The following is a 20401-nucleotide window of genomic DNA, read 5'->3' as shown; positions in this document are numbered from 1 at the left end:
CAACAACTCAACAACTCAACAACTCAACAACTCAACAACTCAACAACTCAACAACAGGATAAGGCTCTTCTAGGAAAGGGCCGAGCAGAGCGCATCGAGCAACGTGATGGCAAAGTGCTGGGCCGAGCGGCCCTCGCCAGCGTCCTCCCATCGGGTACTGGAAAGCTCAAGGGCAATACGCGACGGCGAAGCGGCATCAGCGACGCCGATGGCCGTCTCCAAGCGCAGGGACAGAGTCTCCTCATCCTCGAAACTCACCCGGGGCACCGATTCGACCGTATCCTCCTCGGGCAGTACGATATGCACGAGAAGCATGTTCTGATCGGGAGCCACCAGCAGCGAATCGGCGCTCATGATCTTGGAGGCAGGATTCGTGGCCAAAGCCAGGTTCGACATACGCGACGCGACGCTGCGCGTGAACGGATCGGTGCCGAACAGGCAGAGCGCGTTGCGCTCCAGCACGTCGGCCGCGCGGGCAAAGCCCAAGTGCACCGCCTCATGTACGGCCTCTTTGCCCTCCCAAGAATGGTGAAGGTTGCGAATGGCCGCATACGTGTAAGCGCCCGCAATGCCGTCGGCAGGCAGGCCCATGTTCAGCTGGAACTTGCGCAGGGCCAATTCGGAATAGGCGCCGAAGATGCCGTCGTCCGCTCCGCACGCGAATCCGAGCGCGCCCAACGCATGCTGCAGCTCCACGACATCGTGACCATGGAAATGGGGCATGCGCAGATACAACGTGCGATCGCCGAGGCAAAACGAGGCATCCACCAGGGCTTTCCACACCTTCTCTGTCACATTCTCGCCTACCGGCAGCCCCGACTGCGCACAAAAAGCACGCACGGCAGCGACCGTCTTGTCGCCGAAGATGCCATCGACATCCGCCTGCGCCAGGAGGTCGATTACTGCCAAGCGCTGCTGCACATCCTCGACAGCAGCACCGGTGTCATGTCGTGTAATGGTTTCCATGCGGGTCATACTACCGCAACCGGCTTTCCCGCGAATCAGCCCCGCACGAGGTTCCACCAAAGGAACAGAGCAGACGCGGCAGGTTGAAGTTACTTCAGCCGGTTCACGAACCAATCGGCCATCGAGATGAGCAGGTCGCGCGAAGCGGAGGGCTGCACCATATCGATCAGGCGATTCTTCGCGATGCTGGTCAGGTTCTCGGCGTAGGTGCGAGCGTACTCGATGCTGCCGGACGCCTCCATAAGATCGACGGCCTCGGCCAGCACGGCGGGGTCCTTCTCCTTGGTCGACAGTATCTCGATCAGGCGCTCACTCGCCTCAGAGTGCTGCAGCGCGTGCACCACCATGAGCGTGCGCTTACCCTCGGTGATATCGTTGCGGAAGTCCTTCTTCGTGCTTTCCTCGCTGCCTACCAGGTTCAGCAGGTCGTCTTGGATTTGGAACGCCAGCCCCGTGTCCAAGCCGTAATTACGCAACGCCTCTACCTCGGTCTCGGAACCGCCGCCGATGATGGCACCGATAGCCAGCGGAACGGCACCAGAGTAATGCGCCGTCTTATGTGTAGCCATGATAAGATAGTCTTCAGGCAGGATGTCGTAACGTCCGTCGCGTGCCCAACCGATATCGAGCGCCTGGCCCTCGATAGTGCGGCGCGTCATGTCGATGAGCTCGTTTACCACACGCACCTTCGTGTGGTCGTCCAGCGCAGGATCGTTTATCACCGTACCGTTCACCAAGGACAACGCCAGATCGCCCATGTTGATAGCCAAACCCATGCCCTGCGTAAGGTGCAGGCATGGCTCTCCGCGGCGCAGCTCAGCCTCGTCGGCAATATCATCATGGATGAGCGCCGCAGAATGGAAGTGCTCGATGGCCGCAGCAGCGCTGGTCGCCAGCGTCATGTCGCCACCGACAGCGCGGCAGGCGGCAAAGCAGATGAGCGGACGGTGGCGCTTGCCGCCGTTTTGGCTGTAGGCAATCAGCGGGTTGTACAGGTAGCGATCCATGTCTGGGTGCGTCCCTGTGGGGATATACGAATTCACCAGATCACCCACATGGCCGGCATAGCAGATGAGGTACTCTTCGAAGGATTGGGGCGGCTCTTCGACGGCCGCGATAATCTCGTTGATGTTGTCCATAACGCTTTCTTCGCTAGATGACATACGGGCCCGACATACATTGTTCGGCTATTGCCGAACATGCAAGCATGGTATCACAACCGCGCCAGCCGCCCTGAACCAGCAAGGCGACCGGCGCCATCATCTACGTGAAAACTGCATGCATTAGCTAGACTATACGTGCAAGCGCATATTTCTCCCATGCCTGCACGTCAGTGCGTCTGCTGCGCCGCGCATCACGGCCGACATATCGTACGCCAGCACGTCCGCGCATCGGCTCGCTTTCCGGGCCTGCATGCCGACACGATTATTGTGCCCCTCCCTTTTCCACCTTATCGCTTACCGCACGGTTCAAGCGATTGCGATACGCATCGGTCCATTGCTTGATGTCGCGTACGAATTCGTCGGCGAATCCGGCCACATCTCGGCCCGTCACCTCCAGCACCTGCCTGCCTTCCGCACTGCCCGCTTCGAACAAATCCAGTAACGCGCCTTGAGCCTCGATCATGTCAGAGCCGTCACCCGCCGCTTTACCCCATATATAAGCGTGTATTTTCTTGAACACGAACCGGTAGTCCTCGGGCAGCACCTCAGCCCGCGCCATCTGGCCTTTGTACTCTTTCTTGTCTTCGATCATCTTTTGTATAAAGGTGGCCATTACTCTTGCCCCTTTCCATCAAAATATTCCTCAATCTCGCGGTTCAGCTTTTCGCGCAGCGTTTCGTCGTTGGCTGCCGAGGCGCGCATAAGCTCGTCGGCGAACCTGTCCACATCGCCGCCCGTAACCTCAAGCACCGGCTTTCCCTCCGCTGCGCTGGCTTCGAACAACTCTACCAGGTTCGTAAACAACGACAGGTCGGAGAACATATTGGCGCTGCCCTCAACACTGCCGACGGTGTACATATATGTTCGTATTTTACGGAACGCGAATCGGTAGTCTTCCGGCAGGGCATCCGCACGGTCCATAACCTGCTTGTAGGCCTTTTTCTCTTCCAGGTCGCCTATGACCAGCTTCACGGCCGAATCGATGACTGACATTTATACCTCCTTCAGTTGATTGAGCTTCGATGCGACGAACGTCCATTTTTCCCAAAATCGCTGCAACTCTACGCGCCCTGCGTCGTTGAGCGTGAAGAACTTGCGGGGCGGCCCTAATTCTGAGGGCTTTTTGGTCGTCTCCACCAACTTGTTTTTTTCTAGTCGAATGAGGATGGTGTAAACCGTCCCCTCCACCACATCGGCAAAGCCGAGCTCGTTCAGTTGCCGCGTGATCTCGTAGCCGTACGTTTCCTGACGGCCGATGATCTCGAGGATGCAGCCCTCAAGCACGCCTTTGAGCATTTCCGTAAGATTTTCCAAGGTATATCCTTCCTACTACTTTGCATAACAGGTATGCAGTATTACCAAGTACCACTATATAACACCACATAGTAGACTACCTGTCAAGGGAAGAAGGGAGGTTTGACCAAAAGGTGAGAATTCGGTTGCCTTCCACTGAGGCCCACCCGCTTTGCATCGGGGGCTCTGACTCTGGCAAGACATTGCCGGTATTTTATTTTACCTGATCATTGTACTGGTAGGAGCGGCGGGACTCGAACCCGCAAGACCGAAGTCGGCGGATTTTAAGTCCGCTGCGTATGCCAATTCCGCCACGCTCCCCCGTCGATACGCCTGCGTCGGACCCCGGCGCTGCGCGATTGGTATATGGTAGCAAATTCAATCGACCCTGGGGCGATCATTTGCACCCTGATCGCTGTTTTGCAGGATTTTGTGCACATGTTTTTGACACGGGCCTGGCTGCGGCTGCAACCGAGCCTAGCTCACAGCCGGAAAGCTGGTCGCCGCATGCAGGATAATGCCGTGCAGAATGTCGGATTCACTCACGGTGAACGAATCAGCACCCGCCAAGTCCAAAACAACCTGCAAGATGACCAGACCCGCCACCATGACCGGAGCGCGGCCCGGGTCCAGCCCCACCACGTGACGGCGCTCGGCAAGCGGCAAAGCCGAAAGCTGGCCGTACACCTGATCAAGCGCCGCGCGAGCAACCGTGGCCTTGTGCACGCGCGCTGTATCGTAGGTTTCCATACGCTCGCGCACCGAAACCACGCTCGTCGCGGTACCGGCCACGGCAACCAGGCGCTGGGGGGCAAAACCAGCAGCACGCAGGTCGTCGAAGAAGGGGCGCATTCCCTCCTCGATCCAGGTGCGGGCGCGGCTGAGCTCGTCCGCTGACGGCGGATCGGAAGAAAGGAACTTCTCGGTCACGCGCCGGCACCCTATGTTGAACGAATGCGCACGCACGGGGCTACCGCCCCCTTGTCCGGCGATAATCTCCGTAGAGCCGCCGCCCACGTCTATCACCAGCAGTTCTTCGCCGACAAAGTCGCACGAAGCGCCGGAAAACGAGAGGCCGGCCTCGCGCTCTCCCGGAATGACCGTAAGGGCGACGCCCAAATCGGCCAGCATCCCTACGAATTCGGCCGCGTTCTTCGCGTCACGCGAAGCCGAGGTGGCCATGGCAACAACCGTAATCGAACCTTCCCCTGCCGGTGTCTCGACATGAAGGATATCCTGATAACGCGCAACAACGTCGACCACGCGGCGCATGGCCTCAGGCTTCAACATGCCCGTGGCATCAACCCCCTCGCCCAGGTTCGTGATGGCGTACTCGCGGCGCAGCTCGTGCAACCCGCCTTCCTTATCGACGTCTGCTATCAGCATGCGGCAGGTCACGGTACCGATATCAATGGCAGCATAGCGACCCGGGCGCAGGGTGTCGCCCGACAGGCAGGAGGCCGAGGAGTTCGTCAAAAGGGAGGCCATAGGGAAAGCTCCTTCTCGCAGGGGTAGGGGCAACGGGGGTCGGCTATCGCTTACTTTACGCCGAACAGGGCATCCAACAGCGGCGAATACCAGGTGGCCGGCGCTTCAATGGAGTCAGGCACGATATTGGCGGTAAAGTTAGTCTCGCCACCCTCCACATTCGACAGCCCCTTGACGTTGGCCGTCTCCTGTCCTTCGGGGACCCAGCCGAACTGCTCGTGAGCGCGATCTTCGATGCCGGCACTGGTTTGCAGCGCATCCACTTCGGACTGCAACGAGGTGTTGCGCGCCTCGATGGCTGCGTACTCCGCCGCCAGCTGGTCGTGCTCGCGTACGGAATGATAGAACTGCTGTGCGGGTGTGTAGAGAAACCAGCAGGCCAGAATGATACACACGAACGTCGCCATGCTCGCAATGAACTTGGGAGACTCACGCCACGACAGAACCCTCGCAAAGAGGCCAGGCTTCGCAGAAGCGTTGCCCGATGATTCGTTCTGCATGCGCGAGGAGCGCTTGTGCGAGGAGCCCATCTCGCCTTTGTAGACGGCAGCGCGCGGACCGGATGCAGCATCGCTCGTCGAGCCTTCCCCGCCGAACTGCTTGCTGAATTTTTTGCCTGCACGTTCTTTCTGATGCTTGCGACGAAGTCGTTCCCAGCGAGAAAGCGTCTCGGGGACGGCTTCCTCTTCGCGTTCGTCGTCGCGGAGGGCAGCGCGGTTGCCCGCGAACACGCGGTCTTCTGCCACCGTGCCTTTGCGCGATGCGGCACCGCTGCGATCTGCGTAGGATGTCGCCGTAGAACGGGGCGAGATGCGAGAGTTTTGAGAGGAAGAAGCAGACGAACGTGCGGCCGAGGAGGCTTTTCGCGCGCCAGCTGCGGCATGCCCAGGCGAGGCAGCAGTGCGAGACGCAGCGCTAGCAGACGAACGCTTCCGACCAGGGGATTTAGGCGCAACAGCAGACGAGCGCACAGCGCCCGCTCCACGTTTCGCCTCGTCAAACGAAAGTATATTCGTCTGTTTTCCCACAGGAATACGCTCCTCTTAGCATCTTGGTTCGTTTAATGGTAGGTGTAATGCTAGAAGCTGGGTTCAGAATAGCATAGAAGCATCCCGGCCGCCACCGAGCACAAGGGCGAGGAGGAGCCGTAAAGAATCCGTTGAAACATGGCTCCGAACGCGAAAAACGCCTCTGAGAGCATGCCGAAAACCGCGCTACAGATCGAGCTTCTTAATATAAGAACTCCATTTTTTGAATGACTCGTCGCTGATGGCGTGTTCCATAAGGCAGGCTTCGCGCTCGGCCTGTTCTTCGGGAATGCCCAAAGCGCGGGTCAGAAAGCTGAACAGCATGCGATGGCGATCGCACACCGAGGTGCCGTACGAGAAGCCCTCTTCGGTAAGCGTGATATCGCCGTAGTAAGGCTGATCGGCGAGGCCCTTTTCCTTCAACGACGTCACTGCCTTGTTGACCGAGGCCTTGGAAACGCCAAGCTTCATCGCGACATCAACCGAGCGGACCGACACTTCTGTCGTACCCCCCAGCATGACGATGGCCTCAAGATAATCTTCGTGCGACATGGACATTTTTTCCACAGGAACCCTCCTTCGCGCTGCGCACATGGTAGCACACCACCACCCCCTCCGAAAGGAGGTCTGGCGCAACGAGCCTCGCGTCGGTCGCTGTCCGCCACCGGCATTCTAGGTATGAACAAGGCTTGTAAATACAACGGAGAACCATGCGGCAGACGAGTTGTCGAACCAGGACGAACAACCTCGATAAGGGAGGAGCGCCAGCGGGGAGAAGAGGGGTGACCCCGCTGGCGACACTCGGTGCGATGAACAGCCAGACGAGGGGCTTCACCGCCGGATAAGCAATAGAGAGGTGTCTGAAGGTGGCTTCTTTTTCGCGAAAGGCCCGACGAACTGCAGCGCTCGATGGGTTCTTCGATCCCGAATTGCCTCGCTTCTAACATTTGTTAGTCTATGCTAACTAAATTGGTGCGTCAATAGAAGTTTACCACGGTTTACAATTTCTTCATATCGGCGAGCATGCGATCAGCGGCAGCGCAGCCGCCGCATCCCGAGCAGCCGCCCTCTGCCACACTACCGCAGTGACCTCCGCTGTCGCAGGTTCCCCGGCGCACCAGGCGGCGCACCGCCAGCAGCGCCAGCACGGCAACTGCCAACCCCACGACGAGGGTAGCCGGCGTTATTTCCAAAGGCAGCATTCAGTACCTCCTGTCCTATGCAGCGCTTTTTTCAGTTTCGAGCCTTCGCACGCGGTCCTTGCCGTCAAACTTCGGCATAGGGCGCAGCAGCTGGAACAACATGCCGGCCAGCACCGCGGCCGCCACCGCCGTCCACACCGTGAACGCGCCGCCCGAGAGCAGCATGCCGAACTGGTAGATCATCAACGCCACCGCCCAGGCGAACAGCGTCATGTAGCCGACGGCGAACCAGGTCCACCGAGCACTTGCCATCTGGCGACGGATAGCGCCGATAGCAGCGAAGCACGGAGCGCACAGCAAGTTGAATGCGCAGAAAGCGGCGAGAGCAGGAATCGAGCCGCCCAGCATCGCGCCGAACGCCATCCACATGCCCGGATCCGTCTCGCCGACATCGCCCAGACTCGTCAGGATGCCCACCGTAGCCACCACGTTCTCCTTAGCAACCAGCCCCGTGATCGAGGTTACTGCCGACTCCCAATTGCCGAAGCCAAGCGGAGCGAATATCCAGGCGATAGCATTGCCGAGCCCCGCCATCAAACTGTACTGGATATAACCTGCCATCTCGGTATCCAACAATCCGAACCGACCGTCGTAGAAGCCGAAGTTCATCAGGAACCAGATAACGATCGAGCTGAGGAAGATGATGGTGCCCGCCTTCACGATGAAGCTGCGCACGCGCTCCCACGTGGCGCGGGCTACGTTCTTGGCCGCCGGCACATGGTACTGAGGCAGCTCCATGATGAAGGGCGTTGCCTCGCCCGCGAACATTTTCGTCTTGCGCAGCATGATGCCCGAAACGATGATGGCAGCCACGCCCAAAAAGTAGAACACCGGAGCGATCCACCAGGTAGATGCCGCATCCGCCCCAGCGATAGCCCCGAACACAAGCGCTATGATGGGCAGCTTCGCGCCACACGGGATCATCGTCGTGGTCATGATGGTCATGCGGCGGTCTTTTTCGTTCTCGATGGTCTTGGTGGCCATGACCGCAGGCACGCCGCAGCCCGACGCGATGAGCAAGGGGATGAAGCTCTTGCCCGACAAGCCGAACTTGCGGAAGATGCGGTCCATGATAAAGGCGACGCGTGCCATATAGCCGCACGCCTCCAAAAGGGACAGCAGCAAGAACAGCACGACCATCTGCGGCACGAACCCGAGCACGGCGCCCACGCCGGCCAAGATGCCATCTACGACCAGGCTCTGCAGCCACGGAGCCGTACCGATGGCGGTAAGCGCGTCGCTTATGATCGGCGTGAGGCCGGGTATCCAGAGGCCGTAGTCAGCCGGAACCGGCTCCTGCTCGGCCAGCGCCGCAAGCTCGATCTCGCCCGCGCCCGCCTCTTCGGCCGCCGCTACGCCTTCTTCCCAGGTAGCAACCGCTTCGTCGTACTGCTCGGTGCCCGTATAGAGCCAGCCGTCGCCGAACACGCCGTCGTTGGCCCAGTCGGTGAACAGCGTACCCACCGTGGACACGCTGATGAAATATACGAAGAACATGATGACGATGAAGATAGGAATTCCCAGCCAACGATTAGTGACCACGCGATCGATCTTCTGCGTGGCGCTCATTCCTTTGGACGACGCCTTCACCGTTGCTGCAGCCACGTCGCTGATGGCATCGTAGCGCTCGCCGGCGACAATGCTCTCGGCATCGTCGTCCAAGCGCTGCTCAAGCGCACCGCGAACGCTTGCAACGGCAGATAACTGGGCGGCGGCCAGGCCAACCGCAGAGGTGCCGAGCGATGCAGCGCCAGCGTGCGACGAGCCGATATTCGCAGAGGTAGGAGCGGCAAGCGCGTCGATAGTCCTCTGCTCGCCTTCGAGCAGCTTGATGGCATACCAGCGTGCGACGCTCGGTTTCACCTGCGGGCCCATGATGTCGATGATCTTGGCGAGCGCCTCTTCAACCTCCACGGCTAAGCTCAGATCAGGCGCTGCAGGTATACCCTTGTGCGCCGACGCAATAGCAGTGCTCACCAGCTCGTCCATGCCGCGACCCTTGAGCGCCGAGGTGGGCACCACCGGGCAGCCCAGGTGCCGAGACAGCTCCTCGATATCGATCTTGTCGCCGTTCCTTTCCACCAAGTCCATCATATTCAGTGCAACGACCACCGGTAGCCCCAGGTCTAAGATCTGCGTCGTCAGGTAGAGGTTGCGCTCGAGGTTCGTGGCATCTACAAGGTTGATAACGGCATCGGGGGGCGCATCCAGCAGATAGTCGCGCGTGACGATCTCCTCGGGCGAATACGGCGACAGCGAGTATACGCCCGGCAGGTCCGTGATGATTACGTTCTTATCGCGCGTGTAGGCGCCTTCCTTCTTCTCGACGGTCACGCCCGGCCAGTTGCCCACATATTGGTTCGCCCCGGTCAGGTCGTTGAACATCGTCGTCTTGCCGCAGTTCGGATTGCCGGCAAGCGCTATGCGAATTCCCATGCTTGTCTCCCACCATTCTTGTTTCCGCGCACCCTGGCATTTCCCGGTGCCACCGTGCGCTTTCTGTACCCGCGAGCGCGTCTCTGCGCCAACGCGTGACTTTCCTAAAGTTAACTTTGACTAACTCGCAATCAAAAAAATAATGCTACCTAATTGCTCGGACGGTTCTGTTCAAAAAAGCATTCGCCTACCCACCGGCGCTCACCGTCTGTACGCCTCTGCTTTCCTGCTTTTTCGCAAGCGAGTTTTTGCCTGTTACGCAACGAAAATGCTCTCGGCCTCGCTTTTGCGCAGCGACAACTCGTATCCGCGCACCGTCACCTCTATCGGATCGCCAAGCGGCGCCACCTTACGCACAGAGATGTCCGTTCCCTTCGTTATACCCATGTCCATGATGTGGCGCTTCAAGGCGCCCTCTCCGTTCAGGCGGCGGACGATCGCCGTCTCGCCAATGGCCACGTCGCGCAGTGTCTTACCCTGTTCTTCTGCCATATCCTTCCTTTCCTTTCTCGCATTTCGCTTCTTGTCATTGCTTTATTCCTTGCGCGGCCTTTCGGCCGTCCGTGCATTGAATGTTTCACGTGAAACATTTGTTCGTAAAGTAATTGATGGTTTGATGGTTAATAGTGGCGACGGAAAATGTGACAGCGGAAAATTCGCACTGCTGTTGCCGAAGGCATCAAAAAATTCACGTCACGCTTGCCGGGCGCGAGGGGCTAGGCAGCTGCGTTGGTGATGATGCGAGAGGCTATCTGCTTGTTGAGGGCAACCTGGGTTCCTTTGACCTCCACGATAAGGTCGCCGGCTGCTTCCGTCATCACCGTGATGCGAGCACCTTCCACAAATCCAAGATTCTCTAGGTGGTGGTGCAGGTCTCCCTTGCCGCGAACTTTTGCGATGATGGCCGTCTCGCCGTTTTTCAGGAACGAGAGCGGTATCTGATGACATGATGCGCGCGCCTGCCCGCTAGCAGCGGATGCCTCGCGCGTGCGGCTTTGCAGGGTTGCCGTAGCTGCATTGTCCATACTCGACTCCTATAAGTTAGCTTTGGATAACAAACGGCATTCTAAAGCAAACTGATGAAAAATGGAAGCCTTGGTTAACTTTTTTAAAACTCCTCGCCCGTTATTAACGCAAAACGGCCCGCCTCAGACAGGTTCGAGGCGGGCCGTTTCGTTGTAGAACCGCAGTACGGGGGGATCATAAACCGCCCGTCATGCGGGTGATTTATGAGGGGAAACCGACATACCCTTGGCGAGGCCCGGCCCGTCGTCGTCCTAGTCGGCCAGCAGCAGATCGCCCATCAGCTTCCAGCCAGGATCGCACGCAAGACCAGTCGCCCGCGCGTCGGCCTCGGTCAAACGTCCGGCACCGTTGGCGGCAATGCCAGGCCCCCACACGAGGAACGGCACCGGATCGCCGGAGTGCTTGCGCGTGGACAACGGTGTCGGATGGTCTGGCATGACGGCAATGCGCAGCGGGCGCGTTGCCGCATATGCCCGCAACGGGGCCACGATAGCCTCGTCGCTGCACTCGACCGCATTGCGCTTCTCGTCGGGACGGCCGTCGTGGCCGGCGGCATCGGGAGCTTCCACGTGGATAACCACCACGTCGTTGCCGTCCTCGAGCATCTGCACGCCTGCGCGGCCCTGCGCGCCGAAGTCGTTGGTGGGGCCGTCGGTGACTCCCTCGACCTTGTACACGCGCATGTCGGTGAGCCTCGCGATGCCGTCCAGAAGATCGACCGCGGAATTCATAGCGCACGTCTTGCCGTACACCTGGGCGAAGGGAGCAAGCGAGCCCGGCCTCATGCCCGGCCAGAACGCCCATACGTGGTTTGCCGGCCACAGGCCCGCGCCCACGCGTCGCTCGTTTGTCGGGCTGCTCGCCAGCACCTCGTTGGCGCGACGTACATAGTCTGCCAGCAGGTCAGCGGCAGCTTGCAGACGCACAGCTTCCTCGCCCACAGCCGTTGCGGGCACGCGCGGCTGCCACGCCTGCGTAATATCGAGACCCGTGTTGTCGTGCGGTGTCTCGTATTCCAAATCCATGAGCTCGGGGTGGCCGTTTACTACCAGCACCTGGCGAAACGAGGTGCCCAGGTGCAGGGTGAACGTCTCGTCGTCCAACGCGGCTTTCAGCTCGCGCCCCAAAGCGTGTCCGTCCTCGGTGGAGATGTTGTCGGTGGAATACCCGGTCATGATGCCGTTTTCCACATAGGACAGATTCAGACGCAGCGCCGTCTGGCCTGGCTGCAGGTCGATGCCCAGCGCCGCGCCCTCGATTGCCCCGCGCCCGATGCGATAAACTACCGGATCGTAACCTGCGATAGACAGGCATGCAACGTCCGAGCCGCTTTCCATGCCCTGCGGCACGTTCTGCATTAACCCTACCGTGCCACTGCGGGCCAGCGCGTCGAGATTCGGCGTGGTGCTGGCCTCGAACGTGGTCTTACCGCCGAACTCGGGAACCGGATCTCCCGAAGCGCCGTCAAGAATCAAAACTGCATATTGCATGAGAATCCTCAACCTCCATTACCCTTTGTTTTCGCGGCATAGTATACCCAGAACAGACAAGCGCAAAACGATTTCGACACAAAGCGCAGGGCAAGGCCCCGAATATACATTGCGTGGAATTCCTCCGCCAATCGTGCTGCCCACGAATTTCGCGGCATAGTATACTGGGAACGGATAATCAACGCTGGGATTTCGACAGAAAGCGCAGGATATGACTGGAAACCTCTATATCGACACGCGTGGCGCCTGCACGGAGCCGGTCACGTTTACCGAGGCCGTCATCGATGGGCTGGCAACGGGCGGCGGTCTGTACGTGCCCGAGCAGATCCCGGAGCTTTCTCTCGAAGACATCGGAGCACTGGCAGAACTGCCATACGCCAAGCGAGCGGCGGCCCTCTACCGCGCCTTCGACATCGACCTGCCTGGCGACATCATCGACGCCCTCATGGAGCGCGCCTACGGCGACAACTTCGACGATGAGCGCGTATGCCCCATCACCTCGCTGAACGCCACCACCCACGTGCTGGAGCTGTGGCATGGACCCACGAGCGCCTTCAAGGACATGGCGTTGCAGTGCCTGCCGAAGTTCTTCTCCGCAAGCGCCGCGCAACTGCGCGACCAGGGGAAGCTCGGTCACAACTTCCTCATTCTCGTGGCTACGTCGGGCGACACGGGCAAAGCTGCACTCGAGGGCTTTCGCGATGCGGACGGCGTGATCATCGGCGTGATGTACCCCGACGGCGGCGTGAGCGACATCCAATACAAGCAGATGGCCACGCAAGCGGGCGGCAACGTACGCGTGTGGGGCGTGCGCGGAAACTTCGACGACTGCCAAACCGGCGCGAAGAACGTGTTCGCCGACGAGGCCTTCGCCGCGCGCCTGAAAGACGAGCACGGCATCGCGCTTTCCAGCGCTAATTCCATCAACTGGGGGCGGCTCATGCCCCAGATCGTGTACTACGTGTCGTCCTACGCGCAACTGGTAGCTGACGGCAAGCTGGGACTGGGCGATGAACTGGACGTATGCGTACCCACCGGCAACTTCGGCAACATCTTGGCCGCCTATTACGCCAAGCGCATGGGCGTGCCGCTCGGCATGCTCTTCTGCGCCAGCAACGAGAACCGTGTGCTCACCGACTTCATCAATACGGGTACCTACGACATTTCCGAGCGGCCATTCGTACTCACGCCCTCGCCTTCCATGGACATCCTCGTGTCGTCGAACCTGGAGCGCCAGCTGTTCGAGCTGTCGGGCCGCAACGCGGCCACCATCGCCGGCTGGATGAGCGACCTGCGCGAAAAACGCGCGTTCCGCGTAGACGAGGAAACATTCGCCCGCATGCGCGAGACGTTCGTGTCGGATTCCGTGGACAACGCCACGTGCCTCAACACCATCAAAGCCGTGTTTGACGAGCACGACTACCTGCTGGACCCGCACACAGCGGTGGCCTACCAGGCAGCTGGGAACCTGCGCGGCGAGAACCCCGTGCTGGTGGTGAGCACAGCCCATTGGGCGAAGTTCGGCGACAACGTATACCGCGCGCTGCACGGCATCGAACCGGGCGCGACGCTACCCGAGGACGTGGCGGCTCTCACGGGCTGCGCGTTAAACGAGCTGATCGCACAGGAAACCGGAAAGCACGACCTCCCGCGCGGACTGGCAGAACTCGACGAGCTACCTATCCGCTTTACCGACGTCATCGACAATGGCACGAGCGAAATCGAAGGGGCGGCAGTGCGCTTCCTAGTCGATCTCGACAACGACCATACCCGTTAAACAGCCCAAGAAAGGGACGGAAGCTATGAACAAACTGGGGAATCTCAGACCGACGATCCGGCTGTCCATCACGAATCCAGCCTCCGACAGCGGCTCGATGTTCGGACGCGGCATCGCCAACCTGTGCCTGGGAGTACGCGAGACCGGGTCGCTGAACGCCGCCGCAAAGAGTATGGGCATGGCCTACAGCAAGGCATGGCGCATCGTAAAGAACACCGAGGCAGCACTGGATATCCAGCTGCTCGACCGCGACGGCGCCCACGGCAGCACCCTCACCGAGGCCGGCGACAAGATCCTCGACGCCTATGTGGCCATCAACGACAAGCTGCAAGAACAGGCTGAAAAGGAATTTGCTGAGATATTGGGGTAGCCGTATTCATACTTATGAAACACACCGACAACTCGGTATACTTCACCGCTGATCAAGTGCCCCAAGCAAGCGCGATCTCGCCAAAAATCGGGATCATGCCTCAGGTGCCCCGCTTCAAAAGGGGCACCGTCGCATCCGAAAAAACAAACCCTTCTCCAAAAGGTGAAGCAAGAGGCCTTTCGAGGCGACTCGGCTTCAGGGCGAGGGAAAACTGTCATAAACTCTTGTACGCTCCTATTTCCGCCGCTTTAAAACGGGATTTCTTCATACGTCAGGCCTTTTTCCTCTTCCAGGTAAGCAAACAGCTGGTCGCAGTCGAATACCTTAAGGGACGACTTCTGGAAGTCTTTCTGATTGCGCGTGATAATAGCATCGACTTTCAACCTGAGCGCACACTGATAGGCACAGGCATCCTCAAAATCATTCCACGTAGAATCGAGAGCAGCATCGACATCGGACTCGGTAAGCGAACAGACACGGGCCTGCCTACGTAAGATTCGCAAAGCACTTTTTGCTTGATCGCAGGACATTCGATCGGGCCCCGTTGTCAGCATGAAGAAGATATCCGTAACCTGAGAAGAACTCACCCATAGGGAAAACTCGCCGAGGGCACCAAGCAATAGCAGCTTTTTTGCAGCATATTCAAACTGCTTTCGGCGAGCAAAATAATCAATAATAATATTTGTGTCGACCAGGTATTTCACCGAGTACCCCAATCATCGAAATAACCCCGCGACTTAAGCCGCTCGTATTTTATTTCGGCATTAGTCATTTCGGCGAACCTATTGTTCACCGGCAATCTCGGAATGCTGTCCACCCAGGCAATCGCTTCAGCAATTTCCTCTTGGGTGTATTTCCGTCGTTCCCGCTGCTCAGAAAACGGAAGCTCCTTCTTTTCGAGCACATAGTCATAGAGACGATTCACTGCTTGCGAGGCGTTCGTTCCCAACTGCTCAAGCATGCGGTTGCCCGCTTCTTTCTTTTCCGGCGACATGCGTGCCGTTACCATTGCGTCCGCCATAGGACACCTCCATTTGTTGTACGTACAACTAGTATAACGTACAACAATGACGAATGCAAGCTGATCAGCGCGCACCCTGCTCCGCGCAAAAACGCGTCATTCCTTAGGGGTGATTTTCTTTTTTTCCTGCTCAAAAGCAATTTCACCTCTTAGGAATGACGCGCGGTTAAGCCTTGCCGGGCATCATGCTCGACGAACCTTGGCAACGCCGCACGCGGCACACAGGAGGGCCAAGATGGGGAATGGAAGGGTCATGAATATGGAGAATAAGACGAACGACGGCATCTCTCGCCGCAACTTCCTCGCAGGCGCGGCGGTCTCGAGCCTTGCGGCGGCAGGCATGCTCGCAGGCTGCAGTCCGAAGACGGCCAGCGGAGCCTCCGGCAAAAACGGCGCGGCCAGCGAAAATGGCACCGCACCCGAACACCGTTGGCAAAGCCAAGCCGCCGCCGATTGGAGAGTTGCCCCCAAGCCTGTCGAAGAAAGCGCCATCACCGACGGCGGCACGTTCGACATCGTCATCGTCGGAGGAGGCCAGGCGGGCACGTGGACCGCACGCTCGGCAGCCATGAAGGGGGCGAAAGTCTGCGTAGTCGAAGCGCAGCCGGAAGACAGCTTCTTCTACATCGGCGGCGAAGTGGCCATCATCAATAGCGCATGGGCCCTCGAGCGCGGTGCCGACCGCGTCGAGAAAACCGACTTCATGACCAACTGGCTCGTGCGCAACGCCAACCGCAGCAACCAGCGGCTCATCCGCAACTTCATCGACTATTCGGGCCAGATCATGGACTGGAGCATCGCGGAAATCGACGCGGTGGACCCCGACTTCTACCACAACGTCGACCGCACGAACATCTACTCGGCCGACGCCGACGGCCGCATGGTCATGGACCCGTCGGGCTACAAGTTCTACAAGTCGACCATCATGCACCGTCCTGTCACCGGCGGCGGTGCCGATTGGGAGTGGGGTTCGGTGGTCATGACCACCCACCGCAAAAAAGCCATCGAAAACGGCGCCCAGTGGAATTTCAACACCTACGCTGAATACCTTGAAAAAGACGAGCAGGGTCGCGTGGTGGCCGTCGTCGCCCGCAACCAGAAAGACAACAGCTATGTGCGCTATACCGGCACGCGCGGCGTCGTTCTCACCGCAGGCGATTTCGCATCGAACGTCGACATGATCCGCGACATCAACGACGAGTATCGCCACCTCGCCGAGAACTACGGCGATATCGAGCTCGCATCGGCCGGCGGCATGGGCGTCAAAGACGGCGCCAGTATCAAGCTGGGCGTATGGGCGGGCGGCCACGTCGAGGCCGGGCCCCGCACGGGCATGAACACCGGGCAATCGGGTCCGTGGGAATCCGCTCCGTGGGGCCCCGGATTCATGCTGCTCAACCAACGCGGCCTACGCTTCTGCAACGAATGCGCCGGCGGAACCGAAGGCTCGGGCTACCAGTCCAGCCGCCAGCCGCGCGGAACCATCATCTCGGTGGCCGATGCAGGATACCTTGACACCATCGCCTGCATGCCGCCGGCTCACGGAGCCATCAACCTCACGTCCAACGTGACGTTCCACGGCATCGACCCCCTGAAAGCCCAGATGGCCGCGCTCGATCCCGCCGCCAAAGAGCCCACGGAAGGAGGCGTGTACTGCGCCAACACCTTCGAGGAGCTGCTCGACAAAATCGGCTGCTACAACGATGAACAGAAAGCCAACGCCCTGGCCGAGCTGGAAAAATGGAACACCTATGCCGCTTCGGGCTCCGACGAAGACTTCGCCGTCGATTCCCGCATCATGAAGCCACTCGCAACTCCCCCGTTCTACGCCGCCGTCGGAAACGCCGAGGATATCTACGTCGGCCTTTGTCAAACCGCAGGCCTTGACACCGACTTCAACGGCTGCGTGCTCGACTCCGACCTGTTCCCCATTCCGGGCCTGTACGCCGCTGGCAACAACTCGGGCAACCGCTACATCGTGAACTACTGCACACCCATCAGCGGCATGAGCCTGGGGCTGTGCATGACCGAGGGCATGCTGCTGGGGCATCGCCTTGCCACCATGAGCCCGGAGCGCATCGAGCAGAAAAAAGCATAGCCCACCTTATCCGGGCCCACCAAACGCGGTGCCCCGTCCGCCTTCATTCCGGATTCGTTTTCGCCGCCATGGCAATTCAGCTGGTGTTCGGTTTCGGGTACCCGCTTTCCATGCTCGGACTGATTCCGCAGGAATTCCTCGCATTCGACCTGCTGATATCCGCTCTCATCATCCCCTTTGTCGAACTTGCGTGGAGCGAGGCCTATGCGCTCCTCCACAAGAGGGACATCGTCAAATGGACCGCCGGGTCGCTTGCCGCGGCCGTCGTCTTGCTCTTGCTTTTGCAGTGGCTTCCTCCGATGGCGTCCATAATCGTGATGAAGGTCCTGCCGCTCGGGTCCGTCGCGCTCATCGTTATTTTGAAACGCACGCCTTTCGTTCCCGCATACGAGCTTCCTAACCGCAAGCTGAACAGCATGATTCCTTCTTGGAGGTTCCTTGCGGGCGCTTTGTTCGCCATGGCGGCGAGTGCTGTACTTCCGGGCTCCGCGGAAACGGGCGGCTTCATATCATGGGGCTCCATTATCGCCGGCAACGCCTTGGCGGCGGTCCTTGTCTTTTTTCTGGTGGCATCGAAGCGTAAAGGCGACTATCAGAAGGCCCTCATGGTGTTCATCGGCATCATGACGATCTGTTATGCCGCTTCCGGACTATTCATCAGAGGGGATGCCTCCTCAACGATGAACGTACTCAAAATAGCCCAACACTGCATCATTCTTGCCACTCAACAATGCGTCTACGTGGCCTTATGGTTCGCGCTGCTGGATATGGCGCAGAAAAGCCGCATGAGTCCTTTCCTTGTGTGCGGCTTCGGTCTCGGTGCCGTGGAAGCCGGCCGAGCGACCGGTGCGAGCATCGGCATGATAGTGCCGCTCGATCCCGCAGCCCTGTCGATCCTGGCCCTGCTGTTGCTTGTGCCGAGCATGTACTTCTTCGCCACGAACACCCCGCCCAAAGAAGTATGCATCGATGCGGAAACCATCCTCAAGCGTAAGATTGAGCGGATAACGTCGGTATCTAGGCTCACGTCACGAGAATCGGAGATCCTTGAGCTTTGGGTGACGGGGCACCGTCTCGACTATGTGGCGGAATCGCTGTTCATCTCGAAGAACACCGTAAAAACGCACCTGCGCCATATCTACCAGAAAACCCAGACGCGCAACAAAGAAGACCTGCTCGTTTTGTTCGATCAGCAATAATCAAGAACGAGCGTCACCGCAAAACAAAACAGAGTGTTAGCGCGCCACACCTCTGTACACGGCGAGCACCAAATACTCCACGTTACCCTCCGGCCCTATGATGGACAACTCGACCACGCCAGTCACCTCAAACCCCGCATCTTCGAGAGCCTCCCCGCCACGCGCTCACGTACGGCCCCATCCCGCACAACACCGGCTTCGATCTCTCCCAAGCGCGACCCGAAATGGGGCCTCACCAAGCCGACGATCACGCTTCCCTCGCCCAACAGCCGCGCGAACGTCGGCTCCGAGCAGGGTACCTGACCCAGCAATCTAGCGCCACGCAAGATAAACGACTCACAATAGATTCCGCTCACACAAGCAGTGATGATGGCGGTATGGGCAGCATCGCCAACAGCTGTCGCTGCACCTGCCGTTAGGCGCAGGTAGTGTTGCGATCCTCGCGCGCGATGCCATGCTTGACGCGGTCGGCCTCCTCCGAGGTCTTGGCGTTGTTCCAGCGATCCATGGTGCCGACGAGGTATCCCGTAATACGGCGGATGCGGTCGAACGGCATCGGCTCGAAGGAGTAGCTGATACCCACATCCTCGCCTTCAACCTGCAGCTTCAGGGCGGTCAACTTCTGCGCGGGACGCTGATCGTGAGCACGGGAGATATAGGCTTCGACCTCGTGCTCCGTGACGGGCTGATCGCTTTCGCTGGCATACGAGATGCTGACGTCGATGCCGGAAACCTTCAAGTTGCTCGCGTGTGCCATAACAGGCTCCTTTAATGGTATATTTTTAGTAACATTTACAGATCACACTATAGCATAGCGTCTGAACCCTTGCATGAGATTTTGGGAAACGGTCCGGAAACATCGCTACTCTATGGAGTATATGAGGGCACAAAAACAACTGTATATTGCGGTCTTCAGTAGCTATATCAAGCCTACCGGGCACGAACAGGACCTTATCGCCTACGGTTCATCGGCAACTGTCGCAAGCAGTTTCGCTAACTCCCCTGGGGTACCCTCAAGCCAGAACGACTACAGCCAACTGTAGACCCCCTCAAGCCCCTCGGGCACGGTAGTATGAAATTGCCAGCTGCGTGCGGTTCTTCAAAGCTAGCTTCTGCAGGATGACGCTGATGTGGTTGCGCACGGTACCTTCGCTGATGTAGAGCGTGGCGGCGATCTCTTTGTTGTCCAAGCCCTCGGCCACCAGCTCCACCACCGCATGTTCGCGCTCGGAAAGCACGGCGAATGCCTCTTCCCCTGCCGAGAAATCCGACTCGCCGACCGGCCGCGGCGAAACGGCGCTTTGCCTGCTCATAAGAGCATCGACGCGGTCCAGCACTTCCTGGCCCAGCACGCTCTGGCCCATCATCACCGTGCGCAGCGCAGGAGCTATCGTAGCTACCTCCTGCTTGATCAGATAGCCTTTTGCGCCGAGGCGCAAGGCCCGCACGATGTACTCGTCGTCGGAAAACGTGGTCAGAAACACAATGCGCGCGTCGTCGTGATCGGCGAGGATGCGCTCGGCCGCAGCCAGACCATCGGCACCCGGCATCTGGATGTCCATGAGCAGCACGTCGGGACGCACGCGCTCGTAAAGGCTTACCGCCTCGTTGCCGTCGTGCCCCTCGCCTTCTACCTGGATGTCGGGCTGCGCCGTGAGGATCGTAGTCAGCGATGTCGTGACGAACGGATCGTCGTCAACGATGCATACGCGGATGACCCGCCCTGTTGCAGCAGATGCCCGGGCAACAGACACCTCAACGGCAGGCACTCCCACGCCATCCTGCCCTTTGCGCTCGGACGCTCTCGGCTCGCTCATAGCTGCTCCCCTTTAGGAATGGTGACG

General features: G+C 59.1%; 21 protein-coding genes and 1 tRNA gene. 4 read left to right on the top strand and 18 right to left on the bottom strand.

Annotated features, from left to right (window positions below):
- Positions 1 to 69 precede the first annotated feature (69 nt).
- The 14 genes from RR842_RS01540 to apgM form a co-directional block, all read right to left on the bottom strand.
- Positions 70 to 975 (bottom strand): peptidoglycan-binding protein, encoded by a 906-nt coding sequence (locus RR842_RS01540; RefSeq protein WP_332554359.1) that lies wholly within the window; start codon positions 973 to 975, stop codon positions 70 to 72.
- Between the two features lie 80 nt (positions 976 to 1055).
- A complete protein-coding gene (locus RR842_RS01535) occupies positions 1056 to 2105 on the bottom strand; it encodes a polyprenyl synthetase family protein (protein ID WP_332728860.1) in 1050 nt (349 codons plus the stop codon).
- 286 nt (positions 2106 to 2391) lie between these two features.
- Positions 2392 to 2742 (bottom strand): DUF1048 domain-containing protein, encoded by a 351-nt coding sequence (locus tag RR842_RS01530; RefSeq protein ID WP_332512973.1) that lies wholly within the window; start codon positions 2740 to 2742, stop codon positions 2392 to 2394.
- Entirely contained in the window at positions 2742 to 3122 is a 381-nt protein-coding gene (locus tag RR842_RS01525; protein ID WP_332512971.1) for a DUF1048 domain-containing protein, read from the bottom strand. Before RR842_RS01525 ends, RR842_RS01530 begins: the two co-directional genes overlap by 1 nt.
- On the bottom strand, positions 3123 to 3443 hold the full coding sequence (locus RR842_RS01520; RefSeq protein ID WP_332518701.1) for a PadR family transcriptional regulator: 321 nt from the start codon (positions 3441 to 3443) through the stop codon (positions 3123 to 3125). It abuts the gene before it with no gap.
- Between the two features lie 215 nt (positions 3444 to 3658).
- Positions 3659 to 3743: transfer RNA gene (locus tag RR842_RS01515), tRNA-Leu, on the bottom strand.
- A 156-nt stretch (positions 3744 to 3899) separates the two neighbouring features.
- Positions 3900 to 4910: a Ppx/GppA family phosphatase gene (locus RR842_RS01510; RefSeq protein WP_332728859.1), complete on the bottom strand. Its 1011-nt coding sequence runs from the start codon at positions 4908 to 4910 to the stop codon at positions 3900 to 3902.
- A gap of 50 nt (positions 4911 to 4960) precedes the next feature.
- A complete protein-coding gene (locus RR842_RS01505) occupies positions 4961 to 5656 on the bottom strand; it encodes a septum formation initiator family protein (RefSeq protein WP_332512967.1) in 696 nt (231 codons plus the stop codon).
- A gap of 468 nt (positions 5657 to 6124) precedes the next feature.
- The gene (locus RR842_RS01500) at positions 6125 to 6505 is read right to left on the bottom strand and encodes a metal-dependent transcriptional regulator (protein ID WP_332512966.1); all 381 of its coding nucleotides are present in this window, start codon (positions 6503 to 6505) and stop codon (positions 6125 to 6127) included.
- Positions 6506 to 6936: 431 nt separating this feature from the next.
- On the bottom strand, positions 6937 to 7140 hold the full coding sequence (locus tag RR842_RS01495) for a hypothetical protein (protein ID WP_332512965.1): 204 nt from the start codon (positions 7138 to 7140) through the stop codon (positions 6937 to 6939).
- Between the two features lie 15 nt (positions 7141 to 7155).
- Complete coding sequence (locus RR842_RS01490) at positions 7156 to 9576, bottom strand: ferrous iron transporter B (RefSeq protein WP_332728857.1); 2421 nt, start codon at positions 9574 to 9576, stop codon at positions 7156 to 7158.
- Positions 9577 to 9831: 255 nt separating this feature from the next.
- On the bottom strand, positions 9832 to 10068 hold the full coding sequence (locus tag RR842_RS01485) for a FeoA family protein (protein WP_332512960.1): 237 nt from the start codon (positions 10066 to 10068) through the stop codon (positions 9832 to 9834).
- A 224-nt stretch (positions 10069 to 10292) separates the two neighbouring features.
- On the bottom strand, positions 10293 to 10601 hold the full coding sequence (locus RR842_RS01480) for a FeoA family protein (protein WP_332512958.1): 309 nt from the start codon (positions 10599 to 10601) through the stop codon (positions 10293 to 10295).
- Between the two features lie 252 nt (positions 10602 to 10853).
- Complete coding sequence (gene apgM, locus RR842_RS01475) at positions 10854 to 12092, bottom strand: 2,3-bisphosphoglycerate-independent phosphoglycerate mutase (protein ID WP_332512956.1); 1239 nt, start codon at positions 12090 to 12092, stop codon at positions 10854 to 10856.
- Positions 12093 to 12303: 211 nt separating this feature from the next.
- Here apgM and thrC point away from each other — a divergent pair, with 211 nt between their 5' ends.
- Together thrC and RR842_RS01465 are read left to right on the top strand one after the other, a co-directional pair.
- On the top strand, positions 12304 to 13869 hold the full coding sequence (gene thrC, locus RR842_RS01470; protein ID WP_332728856.1) for a threonine synthase: 1566 nt from the start codon (positions 12304 to 12306) through the stop codon (positions 13867 to 13869).
- A 25-nt stretch (positions 13870 to 13894) separates the two neighbouring features.
- Positions 13895 to 14239: a LysR family transcriptional regulator gene (locus RR842_RS01465; protein ID WP_332512953.1), complete on the top strand. Its 345-nt coding sequence runs from the start codon at positions 13895 to 13897 to the stop codon at positions 14237 to 14239.
- 248 nt (positions 14240 to 14487) lie between these two features.
- Here RR842_RS01465 and RR842_RS01460 read toward each other — a convergent pair whose 3' ends face one another.
- Both RR842_RS01460 and RR842_RS01455 read right to left on the bottom strand, forming a co-directional pair.
- Positions 14488 to 14943, bottom strand: a complete 456-nt coding sequence (locus RR842_RS01460) for a PIN domain-containing protein (RefSeq protein ID WP_332728855.1) — start codon at positions 14941 to 14943, stop codon at positions 14488 to 14490.
- Positions 14940 to 15260 carry a type II toxin-antitoxin system RelB/DinJ family antitoxin gene (locus tag RR842_RS01455; RefSeq protein WP_332512950.1) on the bottom strand — a complete coding sequence of 107 codons (321 nt, stop codon included), beginning with the start codon at positions 15258 to 15260 and terminating at the stop codon, positions 14940 to 14942. Before RR842_RS01455 ends, RR842_RS01460 begins: the two co-directional genes overlap by 4 nt.
- A gap of 259 nt (positions 15261 to 15519) precedes the next feature.
- On the opposite strand from RR842_RS01455, the gene RR842_RS01450 reads away from it, so the two are divergent.
- Together RR842_RS01450 and RR842_RS01445 are read left to right on the top strand one after the other, a co-directional pair.
- Positions 15520 to 17358, top strand: coding sequence for an FAD-dependent oxidoreductase (locus tag RR842_RS01450; protein ID WP_332512949.1), 1839 nt, complete (start codon positions 15520 to 15522; stop codon positions 17356 to 17358).
- Positions 17359 to 17426: 68 nt separating this feature from the next.
- Positions 17427 to 18557: a helix-turn-helix transcriptional regulator gene (locus RR842_RS01445; RefSeq protein ID WP_332512948.1), complete on the top strand. Its 1131-nt coding sequence runs from the start codon at positions 17427 to 17429 to the stop codon at positions 18555 to 18557.
- Positions 18558 to 18972: 415 nt separating this feature from the next.
- Here the strand turns inward: RR842_RS01445 and nrdD are convergent, their stop codons facing one another.
- Together nrdD and RR842_RS01435 are read right to left on the bottom strand one after the other, a co-directional pair.
- On the bottom strand, positions 18973 to 19314 hold the full coding sequence (nrdD, locus tag RR842_RS01440; RefSeq protein ID WP_332512945.1) for an anaerobic ribonucleoside-triphosphate reductase: 342 nt from the start codon (positions 19312 to 19314) through the stop codon (positions 18973 to 18975).
- A 292-nt stretch (positions 19315 to 19606) separates the two neighbouring features.
- Positions 19607 to 20374 (bottom strand): response regulator transcription factor, encoded by a 768-nt coding sequence (locus tag RR842_RS01435; protein WP_332728854.1) that lies wholly within the window; start codon positions 20372 to 20374, stop codon positions 19607 to 19609.
- Positions 20375 to 20401: the final 27 nt, after the last annotated feature.

The sequence above is a fragment of the Gordonibacter sp. genome (assembly GCF_036667095.1).
Taxonomy (GTDB): Bacteria; Actinomycetota; Coriobacteriia; order Coriobacteriales; family Eggerthellaceae; genus Gordonibacter.
The sequence above is the reverse complement of the archived record's forward strand: the minus strand, read 5'-3'. Positions and strand labels throughout refer to the sequence as shown.

What these genes read in the sequence shown, in the direction of transcription:
- RR842_RS01540 (WP_332554359.1), bottom strand. Translation starts at nt 975, where the DNA reads ATGACCCGCATGGAAACCATTACACGACATGACACCGGTGCTGCTGTC.
- RR842_RS01535 (WP_332728860.1), bottom strand. Translation starts at nt 2,105, where the DNA reads ATGGACAACATCAACGAGATTATCGCGGCCGTCGAAGAGCCGCCCCAA.
- RR842_RS01530 (WP_332512973.1), bottom strand. Translation starts at nt 2,742, where the DNA reads ATGGCCACCTTTATACAAAAGATGATCGAAGACAAGAAAGAGTACAAA.
- RR842_RS01525 (WP_332512971.1), bottom strand. Translation starts at nt 3,122, where the DNA reads ATGTCAGTCATCGATTCGGCCGTGAAGCTGGTCATAGGCGACCTGGAA.
- RR842_RS01510 (WP_332728859.1), bottom strand. Translation starts at nt 4,910, where the DNA reads ATGGCCTCCCTTTTGACGAACTCCTCGGCCTCCTGCCTGTCGGGCGAC.
- RR842_RS01495 (WP_332512965.1), bottom strand. Translation starts at nt 7,140, where the DNA reads ATGCTGCCTTTGGAAATAACGCCGGCTACCCTCGTCGTGGGGTTGGCA.
- RR842_RS01490 (WP_332728857.1), bottom strand. Translation starts at nt 9,576, where the DNA reads ATGGGAATTCGCATAGCGCTTGCCGGCAATCCGAACTGCGGCAAGACG.
- RR842_RS01485 (WP_332512960.1), bottom strand. Translation starts at nt 10,068, where the DNA reads ATGGCAGAAGAACAGGGTAAGACACTGCGCGACGTGGCCATTGGCGAG.
- RR842_RS01480 (WP_332512958.1), bottom strand. Translation starts at nt 10,601, where the DNA reads ATGGACAATGCAGCTACGGCAACCCTGCAAAGCCGCACGCGCGAGGCA.
- apgM (WP_332512956.1), bottom strand. Translation starts at nt 12,092, where the DNA reads ATGCAATATGCAGTTTTGATTCTTGACGGCGCTTCGGGAGATCCGGTT.
- thrC (WP_332728856.1), top strand. Translation starts at nt 12,304, where the DNA reads ATGACTGGAAACCTCTATATCGACACGCGTGGCGCCTGCACGGAGCCG.
- RR842_RS01465 (WP_332512953.1), top strand. Translation starts at nt 13,895, where the DNA reads ATGAACAAACTGGGGAATCTCAGACCGACGATCCGGCTGTCCATCACG.
- RR842_RS01455 (WP_332512950.1), bottom strand. Translation starts at nt 15,260, where the DNA reads ATGGCGGACGCAATGGTAACGGCACGCATGTCGCCGGAAAAGAAAGAA.
- RR842_RS01450 (WP_332512949.1), top strand. Translation starts at nt 15,520, where the DNA reads ATGGAGAATAAGACGAACGACGGCATCTCTCGCCGCAACTTCCTCGCA.
- RR842_RS01445 (WP_332512948.1), top strand. Translation starts at nt 17,427, where the DNA reads ATGGCAATTCAGCTGGTGTTCGGTTTCGGGTACCCGCTTTCCATGCTC.
- nrdD (WP_332512945.1), bottom strand. Translation starts at nt 19,314, where the DNA reads ATGGCACACGCGAGCAACTTGAAGGTTTCCGGCATCGACGTCAGCATC.
- RR842_RS01435 (WP_332728854.1), bottom strand. Translation starts at nt 20,374, where the DNA reads ATGAGCGAGCCGAGAGCGTCCGAGCGCAAAGGGCAGGATGGCGTGGGA.